This window comes from Bacillus sp. V26, from assembly GCF_034296245.1.
In the GTDB taxonomy this organism is placed as follows: Bacteria; Bacillota; Bacilli; order Bacillales; family Bacillaceae; genus Bacillus; species Bacillus halotolerans.
On record NZ_JAXKQF010000001.1, the window covers coordinates 921,464 to 940,123 of the forward strand.

General features: G+C 37.1%; 15 protein-coding genes and 2 pseudogenes. 11 read left to right on the forward strand and 6 right to left on the reverse strand.

Annotated features, from left to right (window positions below):
- The first annotated feature begins 241 nt into the window (after positions 1-241).
- Entirely contained in the window at positions 242-754 is a 513-nt protein-coding gene (locus UJ203_RS05130) for a GNAT family protein (protein WP_322008859.1), read from the forward strand.
- A gap of 145 nt (positions 755-899) precedes the next feature.
- Here UJ203_RS05130 and UJ203_RS05135 read toward each other — a convergent pair whose 3' ends face one another.
- Both UJ203_RS05135 and UJ203_RS05140 read right to left on the reverse strand, forming a co-directional pair.
- On the reverse strand, positions 900-1,118 hold the full coding sequence (locus UJ203_RS05135; protein ID WP_322008861.1) for a hypothetical protein: 219 nt from the start codon (positions 1,116-1,118) through the stop codon (positions 900-902).
- 201 nt (positions 1,119-1,319) lie between these two features.
- A pseudogene (locus tag UJ203_RS05140) lies at positions 1,320-1,822 on the reverse strand (DinB family protein).
- A 568-nt stretch (positions 1,823-2,390) separates the two neighbouring features.
- Here UJ203_RS05140 and UJ203_RS05145 point away from each other — a divergent pair.
- From UJ203_RS05145 to UJ203_RS05155, 3 genes are all read left to right on the forward strand, one after another.
- The gene (locus UJ203_RS05145; RefSeq protein ID WP_105992038.1) at positions 2,391-3,011 is read left to right on the forward strand and encodes a lytic polysaccharide monooxygenase; all 621 of its coding nucleotides are present in this window, start codon (positions 2,391-2,393) and stop codon (positions 3,009-3,011) included.
- Between the two features lie 541 nt (positions 3,012-3,552).
- On the forward strand, positions 3,553-3,828 hold the full coding sequence (locus UJ203_RS05150) for a hypothetical protein (RefSeq protein ID WP_322008864.1): 276 nt from the start codon (positions 3,553-3,555) through the stop codon (positions 3,826-3,828).
- Positions 3,829-3,911: 83 nt separating this feature from the next.
- Positions 3,912-4,307 carry a UPF0715 family protein gene (locus tag UJ203_RS05155; protein WP_322008866.1) on the forward strand — a complete coding sequence of 132 codons (396 nt, stop codon included), beginning with the start codon at positions 3,912-3,914 and terminating at the stop codon, positions 4,305-4,307.
- Between the two features lie 12 nt (positions 4,308-4,319).
- On the opposite strand, the gene UJ203_RS05160 is transcribed toward UJ203_RS05155, so the two are convergent.
- Positions 4,320-4,550, reverse strand: coding sequence for a hypothetical protein (locus UJ203_RS05160; RefSeq protein WP_105955058.1), 231 nt, complete (start codon positions 4,548-4,550; stop codon positions 4,320-4,322).
- Positions 4,551-5,099: 549 nt separating this feature from the next.
- Here UJ203_RS05160 and UJ203_RS05170 point away from each other — a divergent pair.
- From UJ203_RS05170 to xynB, 3 genes are all read left to right on the forward strand, one after another.
- Positions 5,100-5,381, forward strand: coding sequence for a permease (locus UJ203_RS05170; protein WP_322008868.1), 282 nt, complete (start codon positions 5,100-5,102; stop codon positions 5,379-5,381).
- 609 nt (positions 5,382-5,990) lie between these two features.
- Positions 5,991-7,382, forward strand: a complete 1,392-nt coding sequence (locus UJ203_RS05175; protein WP_322008870.1) for an MFS transporter — start codon at positions 5,991-5,993, stop codon at positions 7,380-7,382.
- 54 nt (positions 7,383-7,436) lie between these two features.
- Entirely contained in the window at positions 7,437-9,038 is a 1,602-nt protein-coding gene (gene xynB / locus UJ203_RS05180; RefSeq protein ID WP_322008872.1) for a xylan 1,4-beta-xylosidase, read from the forward strand.
- Between the two features lie 149 nt (positions 9,039-9,187).
- Here the strand turns inward: xynB and UJ203_RS05185 are convergent, their stop codons facing one another.
- Positions 9,188-10,342, reverse strand: a complete 1,155-nt coding sequence (locus tag UJ203_RS05185; RefSeq protein WP_322008874.1) for a xylose repressor — start codon at positions 10,340-10,342, stop codon at positions 9,188-9,190.
- A gap of 257 nt (positions 10,343-10,599) precedes the next feature.
- Here UJ203_RS05185 and xylA point away from each other — a divergent pair, with 257 nt between their 5' ends.
- From xylA to UJ203_RS05200, 3 genes and pseudogenes are all read left to right on the forward strand, one after another.
- Positions 10,600-11,937: a xylose isomerase gene (xylA, locus tag UJ203_RS05190; RefSeq protein ID WP_322008876.1), complete on the forward strand. Its 1,338-nt coding sequence runs from the start codon at positions 10,600-10,602 to the stop codon at positions 11,935-11,937.
- A gap of 162 nt (positions 11,938-12,099) precedes the next feature.
- The gene (gene xylB, locus UJ203_RS05195) at positions 12,100-13,599 is read left to right on the forward strand and encodes a xylulokinase (protein WP_322008878.1); all 1,500 of its coding nucleotides are present in this window, start codon (positions 12,100-12,102) and stop codon (positions 13,597-13,599) included.
- A gap of 101 nt (positions 13,600-13,700) precedes the next feature.
- Positions 13,701-13,866: pseudogene (locus UJ203_RS05200) on the forward strand (1,4-beta-xylanase); the annotation flags it as partial.
- Between the two features lie 318 nt (positions 13,867-14,184).
- Here UJ203_RS05200 and UJ203_RS05205 read toward each other — a convergent pair.
- Positions 14,185-15,624 carry a flavin monoamine oxidase family protein gene (locus UJ203_RS05205; RefSeq protein WP_322008880.1) on the reverse strand — a complete coding sequence of 480 codons (1,440 nt, stop codon included), beginning with the start codon at positions 15,622-15,624 and terminating at the stop codon, positions 14,185-14,187.
- Positions 15,625-15,703: 79 nt separating this feature from the next.
- Positions 15,704-16,315: a thermonuclease family protein gene (locus tag UJ203_RS05210; protein WP_415859177.1), complete on the reverse strand. Its 612-nt coding sequence runs from the start codon at positions 16,313-16,315 to the stop codon at positions 15,704-15,706.
- 619 nt (positions 16,316-16,934) lie between these two features.
- Between UJ203_RS05210 and UJ203_RS05215 the strand changes: the two genes are divergently transcribed.
- A complete protein-coding gene (locus tag UJ203_RS05215) occupies positions 16,935-18,350 on the forward strand; it encodes a sugar porter family MFS transporter (RefSeq protein WP_322008882.1) in 1,416 nt (471 codons plus the stop codon).
- Positions 18,351-18,660 lie beyond the last annotated feature (310 nt).

Consider the following 18,660-nt stretch of genomic DNA (forward strand, 5'->3'; position numbering starts at 1 on the left):
AAGAAAGCTGCAAAGGGATATGAATGAAAATAATAAAGACGCGATTATCGAATCATTAAACCGGAAAGTCAAGCGATTAGAGCATGAGAGTAACGATTTACGTGACCAATTAAAGGCTTACACAGAAGTCTACAAGAAGATACAGCTGAGATGTTTGTAAGGATAGTATTTAAAGAGGTTATTATTGTCATAATATCGAATAAAGATTAAGGTGCAATTATTTTTGATGGGAGTTATTTTAATGCATATAACAACAAAAAGGTTATTGATACGTGAATTTGAATTCAAAGATTGGAAAGCTGTATATGAGTATACGTCAGATATTAATGTTATGAAGTATATACCAGAAGGGGTTTTTACTGAAGAAGATGCAAAAGCATTTGTAAAGAAAAACAAAGGTGATAACGCAGAAAAATTTCCTGTAATATTAAAAGATGAAGATTTTCTTATAGGTCATATTGTTTTTTATAAGTATTTTGGTGAACATACATATGAGATTGGGTGGGTGTTTAATCCGAATTATCAAAATAGAGGGTATGCTTCTGAAGCAGCACAAGCTATCTTGGAATATGGATTTAAAGAAATGAACTTACATAGGATTATAGCTACGTGTCAACCTGAGAATATTCCATCATACCGAGTTATGGAGAAGATTGGAATGAGAAGAGAAGGCTTTTTTAAAAAATGTATTCCTGAAGGCAAAGAATGGTGGGATGAATATTATTACGCTATTTTAGAGGAAGAGTGGAATTGAACTATATTGAAGGCAGAAACATTGGCGATACAAACAAAATACCATCTCCTACTTAGAACATAAGCGATGATATATAAAATGAAATGGCAGGAGACATTCTTAAATGCAGGGCATTTTATTTGAGACAATTCTAGGAGGATTAAAACTATATATTTACTAATGTGTAAACCAACGCAACGGTGAACAAGAAATATGAAATATAAGAAATTGCTTTATGTTTTTGGAAAGTATATATAAGTGCAAAACCCAAAAAGAAAACAGTCACAAACCAAGAAGTGTATTGAGGAAAGATTACGACCAACAACACGATGATCGTTGAAAAAATAAATGAAGAGTGTTGAGAAACTTTTTGATCATTATTCAAAGAAATCACCTGATAAATTTTTACCCATTTTAATGTGTATCAAAATATTATTCAAAAAGGAGATTAGAAAAATGCCAGATATTATTTCTGATGTTAATCAACATTGATTAAATGAACAAAAGGAAAGAGCATGTTTTGAAAAAAAATCACCGAAACATGCTTTTATATTTTGTAATAGGTTAACTTCGTTATAAAGGCTACTTACATTTGCGGGGGTTCCAAACCGATTTTGTCCATTCCTCTTTAGCTGGACCATAAATACCTGGAACAGTTAATCCTGCTTGTCTCATAAGAACAGTCATTTGTCCTCGATGGTGATTTTGATGTTGAATCAAAAACATCAAAAGTGAACCATTTGGCAATTGTTGACCAATAAAGTTGATACGTTCTTGAAGTGTATGATCAGTCCATTGGGTTTTTAATGCCTGTACAAACGCATTACTGGCTTGATGATAGCTGTCTGCTATAAACTGAGCCGAAGTAGGAACAGGATAATCTTCAGCAGGGGCATGAAACGTTAAGTCTGTGTTTGAGGTAATAATGCGAATGGCAGCAACAGTATGCCACGCAATACGGCCTAAAGTCCAATTTTGTGAAGTAATTTCTTGTTTAAGTGATTCATCAGTTAGACTATTTAGTAGTTTCTGTGTAGCGTCGGCTTCGAACTCCCAAGATTTTAAAAAATGGTCTAAGGTTTGAAACACAAAAATCCTCCTTATGATGTTTTGTTTTCTTTTTATAGTTTAATTATACCTGCCCGTTTAGTTAAAAAGAACAAAACTTTAGACAAGAATTTTCTAAGGAAAAAAAGCATCGCACCATTCTTATAAACGTCATGACTTTATTTCGTTTGATTGATGTTGAATTGCCTTTTTCACAAGGATTCTGAAAACAGCAGTGTGAATTTCATAATGAGTTGAATACAATCCTTAAATTTCATTTTTAAATGCCTCACATGCTATAGGATTTTTTCTGACAATTTTCGGCTATCACAGAAGATTGAATAAATCCTTTTGTTAGTTATTAGGGGATTGAGAATATACCGCTGGGTTGAATGATACTGCAGATGATATGTGTTAAAGCAGAGATTGAAAAAGAGTTCGCCATCTGTGATTACATTAAAAAGCTGTAGGAAGAACAAAAGAGCTGGGGAGTATGAAGTTTTTTAAGTGTTACGCCATCAAAAATAAAGAAGGAGTTTACCTGACATATAATGAATTATTATAGTAGGAAAGAGAAAAATTTTACAGCAAAGGGAGGAATGAGTTGGTAATGAAGGGTTTTATCAAAGGCGCTGTTCTAACTGCTGTTCTAAGTGTGGGTGCTACTTTATTTGCAGGTGATGTATCTGCACACGGGTATATAAAAGAACCTGCTAGTAGAGCGTACATGGGATCATTAGAAAAACAAATAATTGGTTGGACGGCAGCTACGCAAAAGTATGGTTCTGTAGTTGATAATCCTCAATCGGTAGAAGGACCAAAAGGGTTTCCAGCCGGAGGTCCGCCAGATGGAAAAATTGCATCGGCAAATGGAGGCTTTGGTCAAATTGACTTTGGGTTAGACAGGCAGACTGCAGATCATTGGGTAAAACAAAACATCCGTGGGGGTCTAAACATCTTTACTTGGTACTATACTGCTCCTCACGCAACATCAAAGTGGCACTATTATATAACCAAGAAAGATTGGAATCCAAACAAACCATTAACAAGAGATGAGTTTGAATTAATTGGAACAGTAGATCACGATGGTTCAAAGGCAGATACTAATCTTTCTCATAAGATTTATGTACCTGCTGATCGCAGTGGTTATCATGTCATTCTAGGGGTGTGGGACGTTGCGGATACTTCTAATGCCTTTTATAACGTAATTGATGTAAACCTAATACAATGATGTTGAACCTCCATCGAACAAATCTTAATCCCAATGAACAAGAATATGAGGCTTAATCAGAAAATTTCCATCAAATCTGGCACAGTGTATACCGCTAAGGTTTTAACAGCTGCCAATAGTTGTGAAGCCATCACCAGCTAGTGAAACGTCTACAGTACAACGAAGAAAACTGTAACGGAACCGGGAGAACACAGAGTGTTTGATTGTGGAAGTACGCGAATCAGCTATCTATTGCAGATCGGTTAGATGTTCGTGCATCTGCCGATCTTTTTAAATTTTAATTGAAGTCTACTCAATACATAGAATAGAATGGCATTAAGCTTCTTCACTTCCTTGACACTAACGAAAAGAAAACCATTAAGATAAAACATCTTTTCAGAATATGAGAAAAGAATTAAGCGCAGTGTGATCTGAGGCAAGGTTTGAAGCATCTCTCGAAATTAAATAAAGCGTTGTTGAAGCAATAGCACGGAGACAATGACGTCTTAATATATTTTTTAATAAAAATACGATTTAAAGAGAACGGAGATTTACTTTTAATATGAATTTTAAAAAAGCTGCAGTCATCTTTTCATTTGCTTTTCCAATTATATCAGCTATATTAATAATTAATTTTTTGACTGGGATTATATCAATGCCGTGGCAAGGAATGCCGGTATTGTTCCCTTTATTACTCTCACCTATAGGGATAATGCTGGCGTTAGGTTCAATAAAGACAAATAAACGGTGGGCTATATGGGGAATCATCTTAAATTCAGTTTTGTTACTATTCCCTTTCTTCTTTTTTATAGGTGGAACTTTGTTATTCGGAGTCTAATTTTTAAAAAGACGTGAAAATCGATGAAGATTTTGAACAATTGGATAACTGGTTAAAAAGGATACATGGTAGGGGGTGCTGATTTGAGCCTCAATCAAAAGACGTTAAACAGTTATGTTTATACTCTGGTATTCTCGAGTTTGTCATATGGTCTAGTCTTTGGCTTGTATATGTTTGTTTATTCGGGATTTATGGCGATCGCCTTAATCACAATAGGCATCATTGCATTCTACTCTTTTATCACTTACTTAATATTTGCTTTTCCCTTACAATTATTACTAAGAAGAAATCCCGGAAAGTTCAGTTTGATCCATTTTTTTATTTATACTGCAGTAGCTTTTTTAGCTGTGTTCGTGTTCTGGTTTGTTGATTATCCGCCTAGTGCTCTTACAGTGTTCAGTAGCTTAAATTATTACATAATGAGCATTGCCGCTGCGTTAATTTATTGGTTCTGGGATTCCATATGCCTGCGGAATTAGTTTATTTACTATTTAAATCATGCATTTCACAACGTTCACAACAAGTATAAAAGCCGCTGATCCGAACAATAAATACGCAGACCTTGTTTGTTTTTTTGAAAGTGTCTCCACTCCCATTAAAACAAAGAGAAGTGCAACTAATACTTGGAGAGAAACCAAGAGGAATTCACTTTGATTATATAAAGAATATACGCATAGGATTAAAGCTACACATGAGATCAAAATTTTTGAAGTTTTAAGCAAAGAACCACTCCTTGAAAGTTTTATTAAACCATAACACGGTATGAGCTTTTATTGGAGAGGAAAAGGGGTCATGATAAAAGAAGTGTTTTATTTAAAATTGGGGGAGTTGACTTGAACATTTTTATTTGGATTGCCATGTTTATAGCTATTTTTGGCGGCCCTTATGCAGGTTACAAAAGGAATAAAAAGAAAGAGCTTAAACAAGAAAAGTAAAGTATATAAATTTCTGGAAACAGTCTGTGAGAATTCTGAAAGAATATTAAGTTAAATGCTCTTTTCTATTCCACATCTCCGGCATTCATGTAAGAATACACCGCTCTTTGCAGAGTTTTTGAATAAAGCTAATCGCCATTGTCGCAGGGTAAGGAGTGTTTATTTGTATTGGAATAGAGCGGAAAGAGAATGGTGAGTCAAAAAGCATGGCAGCTGAGAGGGTTTGTAGAGCGAGCTGCTATACTTGTAGACCTGTATCAAAAGCGGTTTAATATTGGAAACGGATTTAAAAAGGGGTGAAAAGCTATCAAAACATTAGTTGTATTATCCAGTTTTATGGGGATTGTGTTATCAATTATTGGACAAATATTTGGAATCCTAACCGATTTCTTTATTCCAGGCATTGCTCGGTTTATAGGGGTTTTAGCGGGTATTCTAGTATTACTTAGTTTGAAGTCAAGAAATACAGAAATGCAGGCTTTTATAGTAGGTTCAAGCACTGCGTTAGGAATAATGGGAGCAGGAATTTTATATTTTCCAGCTGCGATGATCAATGTCTTAATTGGTTTCAAGCTAAACAAAAAGTTAAAAGAAGAGAACACTAAGGAGCAGATCTGAATAGACTGCTTTTTGTTTTTGGTGCAGTAATAAAATAATCATTTTGTTCAGAGTGAAGTTTATATGAATTAAACTTATTAGGTATTAAACAAACTCATGTGATCATTACTTCGTAAATCTTTTTAAAGAGAATAATCAGGATAATTGAGAAACTGACTGTATAAAAAAGCAATGATCAATATTTGCTGCAGCCTGATTTAAATTTTCTGAAAAAACATTGAAAAAGTTGATAGGATTTTATAATATTAAGTCAAGTTAGTTTATCCAAGCAACAAACTAATGAAGGTGACTTTATTAGTTCCATAAGATAAGGTTATTTCTAAATATAAAGGGGGAATAAAAGGCTCGATTCAATTGGAGCTAAACAATATATAAAACAAAAGAGTGTTTTCCCAAGTATACGAGTGCAACGAAAAAAGATGAATTTACTGCTTGCTGATCAGATCATTTTGTACGATGAAGAATAATCTGTGAAGTTAAACCACTCATATTTTTTGCGATTTTTTTGAAAGCGCTTTTATAAACAATTACCGGCTGAGGTGAGTTTGAGAAATTTTTATACCATTTCATACTGTTCCTACTTTAATGATCGAAAAGGGAGGAAAAATCATGGTCAGTGAAAATGTAAAGAAGATTAGCATGACTGAAAAAGTTGGCTATGCTTCTGGAGATTTTGCATGTAATTTAATTTATGCAACGGTGTCTACTTATCTTTTGTTCTTCTATACAGATGTATTTGGTTTATCGGCAGCAGCAGCCGGTACTATGTTCTTAGTGGTTAGAATTATCGACGCTCTCGCTGATCCTTTTATTGGAACAGTAGTAGACAGAACAAATAGCAGGTTTGGACGCTTTAGACCGTATCTTTTATTCGGAGCTTTCCCATTTGTAGTACTTGCATTACTCTGTTTTACAACTCCAGATTTTTCAGATATGGGGAAATTAATATATGCCTATATGACCTATGTTGGCTTGTCGCTTACATACACAACCATAAACGTTCCATATGGCGCGTTAACTTCTGCAATAACTAGAAATAATCAAGAAGTTGTTAGTATAACATCTGTTCGTATGTTATTTGCGAATCTTGGGGGACTTGTCGTTGCATTTTTTGTTCCCTTATTGGCTGCCTATTTAAGCGATACTTCCGGCAACGAATCTCTTGGCTGGCAGCTCACCATGGGTATTTTGGGAATGATAGGTGGGTGCCTTTTAATCTTTTGTTTTAAAAGCACAAAAGAGCGTGTCACTCTTCAAAAGTCTGAGGAGAAAATTAAATTATCGGATATATTTGAGCAATTTCGTGTGAATCGCCCACTTGTTGTATTAAGCATTTTCTTTATTATTATTTTTGGAGTGAATTCAATAAGTAATTCAGTTGGCATCTATTATGTGACATATAACTTAGGAAGAGAGGATTTAGTGAAGTGGTACGGTTTGATTGGAAGTTTGCCTGCTTTGGTCATTTTACCGTTTATTCCAAGGCTTCATCAATTATTGGGGAAGAAAAAACTTCTAAACTATGCATTATTACTGAATATTATCGGCCTGTTCGCTTTACTATTTGTTCCGCCAAGTAATGTATATCTAATACTCTTCTTTCGATTAATTGCTGCTGCCGGAAGTCTCACTGCCGGGGGATATATGTGGGCGCTCATTCCTGAAACAATAGAATATGGAGAGTATAGGACTGGGAAAAGAATGGGTGGCCTCATTTATGCTATTATCGGATTTTTCTTTAAATTCGGTATGGCACTGGGAGGGATTGTTCCTGGGTTGGTTTTAGATAAGTTTGGATACGTGGCAAATCAAACACAAACCCCGGAGGCATTAACGGGAATTTTAATTACAGCAACAATCATTCCCGTGTTCTTGCTGGTTCTAGCCATGATTGATATTAATTTCTATAACTTAGATGAAGAGAAATACAAAAAAATGGTACGAGAATTAGAGAATAGAGATAAAATTTATTTGGATAATATTGAGGAATTCAAGGCATGAAAATGGCACCAAATAAGAGAAGCCTATTAAGAAAATAGCTGAGGAGGAGTTCAAATGAAGATTATCAATCCAGTACTTAAAGGATTCAATCCCGATCCAAGTATTTGTAGGGCAGGAGAGGATTATTATATCGCTGTATCTACATTCGAGTGGTTTCCAGGTGTCCAGATACATCATTCAAAAGATTTAGTGAATTGGCACTTAGTCGCACATCCATTACAAAGAGTTTCACAATTAGATATGAAAGGAAACCCTAATTCAGGCGGGGTTTGGGCACCATGTTTAAGTTATAGTGACGGAAAGTTTTGGCTGATCTATACGGATGTTAAGGTAGTAGATGGCGCTTGGAAAGATTGTCATAATTATTTAGTTACTTGTGAAACGATTAATGGTGATTGGGGGGATCCGATCAAATTAAATAGCTCAGGATTTGATGCTTCTTTGTTCCATGATACGGATGGAAAAAAATATTTATTAAATATGTTATGGGATCAGCGTATTGATCGGCATTCATTTGGAGGAATTGTCATACAGGAATATTCTGATGAGGAGAAAAAATTAATTGGTAAACCGAAAGTTATTTTTAAAGGAACCGATAGAAAACTAACAGAAGCTCCGCACCTTTATCATATCGGGAACTATTATTATTTATTGACTGCAGAAGGAGGAACACGGTTTGAACACGCTGCTACAATTGCCCGTTCTACCAATATTGAGGGTCCATATGAAGTTCATCCCGATAATCCAATCTTAACGTCATGGCATGATCCTGGAAATCCATTGCAAAAATGCGGTCATGCATCCATTGTTCAAACACATACAGATGAGTGGTATTTAGCTCATTTAACGGGCCGTCCTATTCATCCTGACGATGATTCAATTTTTCAGCAGAGAGGATATTGTCCTTTAGGCAGAGAAACAGCTATTCAAAAACTGGATTGGAAAGATGAATGGCCTTATGTAGTAGGTGGAAAAGAAGGAAGCTTGGAGGTAGAAGCGCCTTCTATACCTAATATAATGTTTCAAGCAACGTACCCGGAAGTTGATGAATTTGAGGACTCAACATTAAATATAAATTTTCAAACTTTAAGGATCCCGTTTACGAATGAATTAGGTTCATTGACTCAAGTGCCAAATCATTTGCGATTATACGGCCATGAATCATTAACCTCGACATTTACTCAGGCATTTGTGGCCAGACGTTGGCAAAGTCTCCATTTTGAAGCGGAAACGGCTGTTGAGTTTTATCCGGAAAATTTTCAACAAGCTGCTGGATTGGTGAACTATTACAATACAGAGAACTGGACGGCTCTTCAAGTCACGCATGATGAAGACCTTGGCCGTATTCTTGAATTAACAATATGTGATAACTTTTCTTTCTCACAACCATTAAAAAATAAAATTGTTATTCCTCGTGAAGTAAAGTATGTATATTTAAAAGTAAATATTGAAAAGGAAAATTATTATTATTTTTATTCTTTTAACAAAGAAGATTGGCATAAAATTGACATTGCATTGGAATCGAAAAAATTATCAGATGATTACATCCGTGGAGGAGGATTTTTCACGGGAGCCTTTGTAGGGATGCAATGCCAAGATACCAGTGGTAATCATATTCCGGCCGACTTTAGATATTTTCGCTATAAAGAAAAATAATTTGTTCATGAAAAAAGGAGACTTCTATTTTAGAACTCCTTTTTTCATATCCTTCAAAAATACTCCTATTCAACATCAATATAACAAACAAAAAGCTCATCTTTAAAGATGAGCGCAGGACATAGAGATCTGTACATTTTAATCATAAATTACATTGTAACCATATCCAGAAAATGATCAATAACAATGGAGGACATTCCTAATGCCGGTGCATTTTTTCCTAAGAAAGACGGTAATAATTCATAGCTATTGCCTAATTGGGAATAAACCCTGGACGACACTTCACTTCTAATTGAATTTAAAACCATAGGATGCGATTCAATTATGCTGTTTCTTAAAATGATGGCTTGAGGATTGAATGTATTTAGAATATTGGTAAGGCCTATTCCTAAATAGAATCCAAAATTCTGTAATGCATTTAAAGTTCCAATATCATTCCGGCGGGCAAGGTCTATAATATCTTGATAGGACACTTTTTTCTCTTTAGTCTGAAGAGATTTTAATAAAGCCTTCTCAGAAGCATACAATTCCCAGCAGCCTCGGTTTCCGCAACTGCATTTAGGGCCATTAAAGTCTATTGTCATATGTCCCATTTCTCCAGAGAATCCGCTTACCCCTCTATATAAATCATTGTTGATAATAACACCGATCCCTATCCCTGTACTGACACTTGCATAAATAATGTTATCGTGATTTTTTGCAGCGCCGAATACTTTTTCTCCATATGCCCCAGCATTCGCCTCATTTTCAATAAAAACGGGCACATTGAACTTCTCTTGTATGAAAGATTTTAAGTCAATATCTCTCCAGTTGGAGTTCGGAGTGAAAACAATTTTTTGATTTTTATCAACTAGTCCAGGCACGCATATGCCTATACCAGTAAGCCCGTATGGAGATTGTGGCATATGCGTAATCAAGTGATGAATCATATCAATTAAAATGTCTTTGGTTTTTTCTGGAGAATTCGATTCCAAATGGTGGTGTTGATCAAGAACGATCGTTCCTTCAAGGTCTGTTAAAATGCCATTAATATAATCCACACCAACATCTATTCCTACGGAGTATCCTGCCTTTTTATTAAAAACAAGCATGACAGGTCTTCTTCCGCCACTTGATTGTCCCTGACCTATTTCAAATACAAGATTTTCTTTCATTAACGTGTTTACCTGTGATGAAACAGTTGATTTATTTAATCCAGTCTTTTCAGATAATTTTGCTCTTGAAATAGGTGAATTTTTAAGAATTTCTTTTAATAATAACTTTTGATTTACTTTTTTGACAAAGGTTTGATCAGCGATAACCACTTAACCCACTCCATTTGTATAATCTTTAAATTAAGTTGAAATGTATTGTTTTCAGTATGAGACATAGTACATAGCTAATCTTACCTTTACTATATCTAATGTGTTCATAAAAAACAAAAAAATATTGAAAATACTGATGAGGTTGGTATAAGATAAAAATAAGTTAGTTTGTTCGAACAACAAACTAATAGATAACTTACTTTCAATATGAAATAAAACGCGCATGTATTTGAAATGATTTTTAAGGGGGAAATAACATGGCTCAATCTCATTCTAGTTCAGTCAACTATTTTGAAAGCGTAAACAAAGTGGTTTACGAAGGGAAAGATTCCACTAATCCTTTAGCATTTAAATATTATAATTCCCAAGAAGTAATCGGCGGAAAAACGATGAAAGAGCACTTGCGGTTTTCTATTGCCTATTGGCATACATTTACCGCTGATGGAACAGACGTTTTTGGGGCAGCTACGATGCAAAGGCCATGGGATCATTATAAAGGAATGGATCTGGCGAAGGCGAGAGTAGAAGCAGCATTTGAGATGTTTGAAAAACTAGATGCACCATTCTTTGCTTTTCATGACCGAGATGTTGCACCAGAAGGAAGTACGTTAAAAGAGACAAATCAAAATGTAGATATCATCGTGGGCATGATTAAAGAGTATATGAGAACTAGCAACGTTAAGCTATTATGGAATACTGCAAACATGTTCACGAATCCCCGTTTCGTTCATGGTGCGGCGACTTCCTGCAATGCAGATGTGTTTGCGTATGCTGCAGCACAAGTAAAAAAAGGGTTAGAAACAGCAAAAGAGCTTGGCGCCGAGAACTATGTATTTTGGGGCGGCCGTGAAGGATATGAAACATTGTTAAATACCGATTTAAAATTGGAGCTTGATAATTTGGCGAGATTCATGCATATGGCAGTGGATTATGCGAAGGAAATCGGATATACAGGGCAGTTTTTGATTGAGCCAAAACCAAAAGAGCCAACCACTCATCAATATGATACAGATGCAGCAACAACCATTGCCTTTTTAAAGCAATATGGATTAGACAATCATTTTAAATTAAATCTTGAAGCCAATCATGCCACCTTAGCCGGGCATACATTTGAACATGAATTACGGATGGCAAGAGTACATGGTCTTCTTGGCTCTGTTGACGCGAATCAAGGTGATCCTCTTTTAGGCTGGGATACAGATGAATTTCCGACGGATTTATATTCTACGACATTAGCAATGTACGAAATCCTGCAAAATGGCGGCCTTGGAAGCGGTGGATTAAACTTCGATGCGAAGGTCAGAAGGTCTTCTTTTGAGCCTGATGATTTAATATATTCCCATGTTGCGGGGATGGATGCATTTGCAAGAGGATTGAGAGTAGCCCATAAATTGATCGAAGATCGTGTGTTTGATGATGTGATTCAACATCGTTATCGCAGCTTTACTGAAGGAATAGGTCTTGAAATTATAGAAGGAAGAGCTAATTTCCATACTCTTGAGCAATATGCGCTAAATAATACAGCAATCAAAAACGAATCAGGAAGACAGGAGCGATTAAAATCTATATTGAACCAATACATTTTAGAAGTATAACAGATAAAGAGAACCGCTATAAAAAGGTATAGCATGATTAGCTAATACCTGAGACTACCCGTCATGATTCCTTACCTTTTGCTTATTGTTATGACGGGTAATTTCTATAACTGGACATTTATTTAGAGTGAATGGTTTTTTATAAGGGTAAGAGGTGAAAAAATGAAGTATGTCATTGGGATAGACCTTGGAACGAGTGCTGTTAAAACGATTTTAGTCAATCAAAACGGCAAGGTTTGCGCAGAAACGTCCAAAAGTTATCCGCTCATTCAAGAGAAGGCGGGATATAGTGAGCAAAATCCTGAAGACTGGGTGCAGCAAACAATTGATGCATTGGCTGAATTGGTTTCCATATCCAACGTTCAAGCCAAGGATATTGACGGGATAAGTTATTCAGGACAAATGCATGGGTTAGTACTGCTTGACCAGGATCGGCAGGTGTTACGTCATGCGATTCTTTGGAATGACACCAGAACCACGCCTCAATGTATTAGGATGACCGAGAAATTCGGTGATAATCTGCTTAACATCACAAAAAACCGTGTTTTAGAAGGGTTTACATTACCTAAAATGTTATGGGTGAAGGAACATGAGCCTGAACTTTTTAAAAAAACGGCTGTTTTTTTGCTTCCAAAAGACTATGTGAGATTTCGTATGACCGGTGCCATTCACACCGAATACTCCGATGCAGCAGGAACGTTACTTTTACATATTACTCGCAAGGAGTGGAGCGATGAGATTTGCAATCGATTTGGTATTTCTGCAGATATTTGTCCTCCGCTTGTTGAATCTTATGATTGTGTAGGATCGCTGCTTCCGAACGTTGCGGCTGAGACAGGGCTCTTGGAAAAAACAAAAGTGTACGCTGGGGGAGCAGATAATGCTTGTGGTGCGATTGGAGCCGGCATTCTTTCTTCCGGAAAAACATTATGCAGTATTGGAACGTCAGGGGTCATACTTTCATACGAAGAAGGCAAGGAGAGAGACTTTAAAGGGAAAGTGCACTTTTTTAATCATGGAAAAAAGGATTCTTTTTATACAATGGGAGTCACGCTCGCTGCAGGGTACAGCTTGGACTGGTTCAAAAGAACGTTTGCCCCAAACGAATCATTTGAGCAATTATTGCAGGGGGTGGAATCTATTCCAATAGGAGCAAATGGACTGCTATACACTCCTTATTTGGTAGGTGAAAGAACGCCACATGCTGATTCTTCTATTCGGGGAAGCTTAATTGGAATGGATGGAGCACATAAAAGAGAGCATTTTTTAAGGGCGGTTATGGAAGGCATTACATTCTCTTTACATGAATCAATTGAGCTATTTCGAGAAGCGGGAAAATCAGTGCATACCGTTGTTTCTATTGGTGGAGGAGCTAAAAATGAAACGTGGCTTCAAATGCAAGCTGATATTTTTAATGCGAGGGTGATAAAGTTGGCAAATGAACAAGGCCCAGCCATGGGTGCTGCTATGCTAGCTGCCTTTGGAAGTAGGTGGTTTGAATCTCTTGAAGAGTGTGCAGAGCAGTTCATTCGTGAGGCTGCTACATTTTATCCAAAGGAACAAAATGTTCAAACATATAAAACACTATTCGATGTGTATAAGAAAATTTACACTCACACAAAGGATATAAATACAGCCTTGAAGAGCTTTCGAAAAAACTAATATAAGTGTGATTCGTAAAGAGTGTATTTTTTTGTCAGGGGATCAACGAAAGAACAATTAACGGCTAATCATCAACAAAGGCATTTGATGACAAAACTACAGCTCAAATCGGCTCCCAAGATGGCTATGACGATGAATTGCGGAAGGATTATGGGAACACCAGTATGACGCTCAATAGAGGCGGCGCGTTTAGTGCTCAGTGGAGTAGCAATTGGGAATGCTTTATTCCGAAAAGGCAAGAAATTCGATACAACCAAGACTCACTCATAATTTGGAAACGTGTCAATTCATTACAACGCAACCTTCAATCAATCTGGGAGGAAATTCAAGCAGTAAATCAACCTTTGAAGTTTTGATTCAAATCCTGATTTGGTATCACCAAACTTTTGATTTACGATCAAATCTGAAGTATTTTCTACGCACAAATACCCCCTCACATCAAATGTGAAGGGGTGTTTTTGATAAGCTACACGATCTAATTGCTGTTTCTATAGTAAGTATTCAACAAAATCAATGTTCGTCATGAAAAAGCAATATCAAATCTATCTAAAGGAGTCGCTAAAACGGATATAAAAAACGTAGGATTTAAGTTATACGATTCACTTCATACGCCGTTCGTATTCCGGATTCAATCGCTCCTTGCATCCATGCGTGAGTAAGTGAGGCGTGTTCTCCAGCGAAATGTATTTTCCCTTCAGGGGCAGGGATGTATGGATACAGCTGTAATTCCTGTCCTGGTTCGAAAGCTGTGAAACCCCCGGCTGAATATGGATTTTGGGTCCAGCTAAAAGAAGCGCCGGTCACAAACTCTGACCATACAACATCACCATAGATTTCCGATAAATTCATTAACGTATAGCGGAGGCGCTCTCCCTCTGAAAGACTGTCCCATATCAGTGCCTCATCCGCCCATGTGTAACTCGCTACAACGACAGCATGTCCATTCGATCCAATGTCAATGCTGGGATAATACGAAAATCTAATCGGAAGATCAGTTATCGATTTGCCGCCGCGCTGCCCAGCTTTTTCCCAAAAACGGCTCTTAAACTCTATTCCGATTTTTGTGGCGGCAATATAGTTGAGTTCACGAATGGCCCGCCGTTTATAATAGGAAAATGAATCATATGGTTCAACTTGTACAAAACGCAATGTTGAAAATGGAATGGTTATGATAGCGAGATCGCCTGTCACTGCCAAATGTTTTGCTGTCTGTTGATGAATGCAGTTAACCGTAACATTGTTTTGGTTTTGAGATATTTTCACCATTTTATGATGGAAGACAATATGTTCTTTTAATTGAGGAAGAAATGCTTGAGGAAGCCGATCCATGCCGCCTGTTATTTCATAGAAGCGAGTTGGCGACGTATAAAAGATGGATTCCCGTAACACTTCAACAAGGGACATCCCCATATATGCTTCCATATCCAAAAGTACGCCGATCATATCGATTGCACCGTATGAAAAATAAGTATTCAAGTAAGAGCCTAACGAATGGTTCCTGTATTGTGTTTCAACAATCCGCCAATTTCTCGCAGGATTTACATAAATAAAATTGAGGATAGGCTGCAATACAGAAAGCATCAGCTCTTCGGCCGTTTTTCCTTGTTCATTTGCTGCAACTGGGTATCTTAAGATACCCGGATTGCTTTCAAATTGATGAAGACGTGTTTGAATGCCATTGGCGTAAATGATGTCCATTGGAGTTCTGTTCAAAAATACACTAGTTGGCAGGCTGAATCTTTTTATATATTCCAAGGTTAGAGTATGGATATCCGGAATGCGCATTGGTCCAACATTGAAATACAGCCCGGCACTGAAGGGAGATCGCAACGTGCAAACCCTGCCCCCGACTCTATCACTCGCTTCCAGAATCGTCACTTTATGTCCCGCATTCTTCAGTAAAGATGCAGAAACAAGCCCGGCCAACCCGGCGCCAACAACAATTATGTTCTTTGGGTATTGTGATATGCTAAGACCATTTCTAATAATCGCAATCATGTCTTTGTTCTTTAGTAGAGAATTCATTTTTGTGAGGCACCCTCTTTTTTGATTTATTGCATTATATTCATTCAAAAGGGTGTCTATCACGAACTATATCTTTTTTTCACTTGTGGTTTTCAGTGGAGTGCTGCTTAACACAGCCTTTAAATCCTCTGGCATTCACATAACCGTTTTTACTCCAAATAGAACGTTTTTTCGTTTGTGCTTCCTGTTCATCTTTTCTAAACTGGTCTATGTATTTCGTATTTGGCTCATAAACATATGCTACTCTGGCGAATCCTTCTTTTAACAGTGTTTCTTGAACAGACTTGCCATCGACATAAACGTAAGCTAACAGCCTTCCGAATTTATCTCTGCGCTCTCCTTTATCAAATTCTAATTGCAGCTTGCCGCCGCTAACCAATTCTTTGTTTCGTTTAGATGCATCCTCGCCATATGGCTGAACACATGAATGTGGCTTTTTAGTCTCTGGAGTATCAATGAGCAAGTAGCGAACCGTATCAATATTGCCGTTATAGCTAACTTTGATCGTATCTCCGTCAACAGGCCTTTCTAATACAACATCCACCAAGCCTTTTTTTGCTTCCGATTTAGAATTCTTGGCAACTTGCTGTTTAAGATGTGAATGGCTTTTTTCAGCAGTATCATTTAATCCGCAGGCTGCCAAAGAAAAACTCAAAGCTAATAGACTAAAGCCTAACATTACTTTCTTCAATTCCATTTCTCCTTCTTCTGTTTCTTTCTATCTCAATCAATCAACATTCATTATAATGATATCGCTATTTATTGTGAATGTAATTTTTCTTAACACGTTTATATTTGAGTACAAGCTCTTGATCAATATTCAAATATCACAAAAAGGTTTCAAAAACATAACCATAACATAATGAAAATAGAACATGTTCAGCTGAATTTCCTGAAATCATTCGGAGCATAAGGGGATTAGTATGTATTCCTGGTGTTAGGCGTTTTATCTGGGAAAATCCTATAATTGCTAAAAAACTTCAGAAGTTTTTTATTGACTGAAAACGCTTTTAAAATTATGATAATATCAAACCTAACAAGAATGTAACAAAAATATAACTAGGACATAACAAAAAAGTGGATATGTTTCTTGTGAAAAAATTGAAAGCGATTTCAATTAGGCTGTTTTTGCGAAAAGCCTCTTCGCTGCATTGAGTATTGCTAATTTTCAGATTGATAAGGTCTCGGGAAATAAAAAAACTGGCTGAAACGAGTATTGCTCTTTAAAAGAGAAAGGGTGAATCCAGCACACTCGGTTGACAAGAATGAAAAAATGTATAAAACATTCTTCATAAAGGTGGGGAAAGGGTATGAAAGAACAACGAAATCCCAGGTCGTTTTTACAGTTGATAATGATTTCAGCAACATTTGGCGGGCTTCTCTTTGGATATGACACCGGAGTTATAAATGGAGCCTTGCCTTTTATGGCAAGATCTGATCAACTTAACTTAACACCGGTCACAGAAGGGCTGGTTACAAGCATGCTTCTATTAGGAGCAGCGTTTGGTGCATTGCTGTGCGGCAAATTGGCTGACCGCTATGGTAGACGTAAAATGATCCTTAATCTTTCCTTTTTATTCTTTCTGGCATCACTCGGAACAGCATTTGCGCCAGATGTTTTAACGATGGTTATCTTTCGGTTTTTGCTGGGACTGGCTGTCGGTGGGGCATCATCAATGGTACCGGCCTTTTTAGCAGAAATGGCGCCGTATGAGAAAAGAGGGCGTATGGTAACGCAAAATGAACTGATGATCGTCGGCGGGCAATTTTTAGCCTACGTTTTTAATGCGATTCTTGGTGTTGCAATGGCTGATACAGGGCATGTTTGGAGATACATGCTTGTCCTTTGTGCCATACCGGCTCTCATATTATTTGCAAGTATGCTCATGGTTCCGGAGAGCCCGAGGTGGCTAACTTCTAAAGGTAAAAAAAGCGAGGCGCTGCGCGTTCTTAAACTCATACGTGACGAGAAAAGGGCAGAAGCAGAATTTAAAGAAATACAAGCAGCGGCAGTCAAAGATTCAAATGTAGAGAAGGCATCGATCAAAGAGTTCTCTACACCATGGCTGCGCCGTCTTTTATGGATTGGGATCGGTGTTGCCATCGTTAATCAAATCACAGGCGTCAATTCGATTATGTATTACGGCACTCAAATCCTGCAAGAATCCGGTTTTGGTACAAAGGCAGCTTTAATCGCTAATATTGGGAATGGATTGATATCAGTCATTGCCGTTATCATCGGCATTTGGCTGGTTGGCAGGGTGAACCGGCGTCCGATATTGATGATTGGTTTATCAGGAACGACCACAGCGCTTTTATTCATTGCCATATTCTCAATCGTGCTTGATGGATCAGCAGCACTCCCGTATATCGTGCTATCTTTGACCGTTTTATTTCTAGCCTTTATGCAGGGCTGTGTCGGACCAGTAACATGGCTGGTCATTGCAGAAATATTCCCGCAAAGAGTAAGAGGGCTTGGTTCTGGCATCAGTGTATTTTTCCTCTGGATTTTAAACTTTATCATCGGTTTTGCTTTTCCAATCATGCTTAGCTCTGCAGGCTTATCCTTTACTTTCTTTATATTTGTCGCTCTGGGTATCTTGGCAATCGGTTTTGTGTACAAATTCATGCCGGAAACTAAGGGACGAACACTCGAGGAACTAGAAGAGCATTTCCGTTCAATGGATAGAAATTATGACTCTGAAAAATCAATTCATGAAGCGTGATATCTGTACTAAAATGATATTGAAAACTCAATTAGGCTAATCAAGAAAACAATTCTGCATCAGACTCCCAATGAAGTGCGAGAAATAATTGATATGGAATTGGGGAAGAAAGCAAACTTTATACTTTCTTAATTCAACGATTACATGAAGGCCGCCATTAGTATTGGCTAAGGATATGATGGGATAACATTGGGTGTGCATATGGCATGCCCTTCACTGATCTGCTCAAACAAAACGATTTGTAGTTATTATTTGTCGAAGTTCTTTTCGTTTTGGAAATAACTAACGGCATCTTTTGATATCACATTTT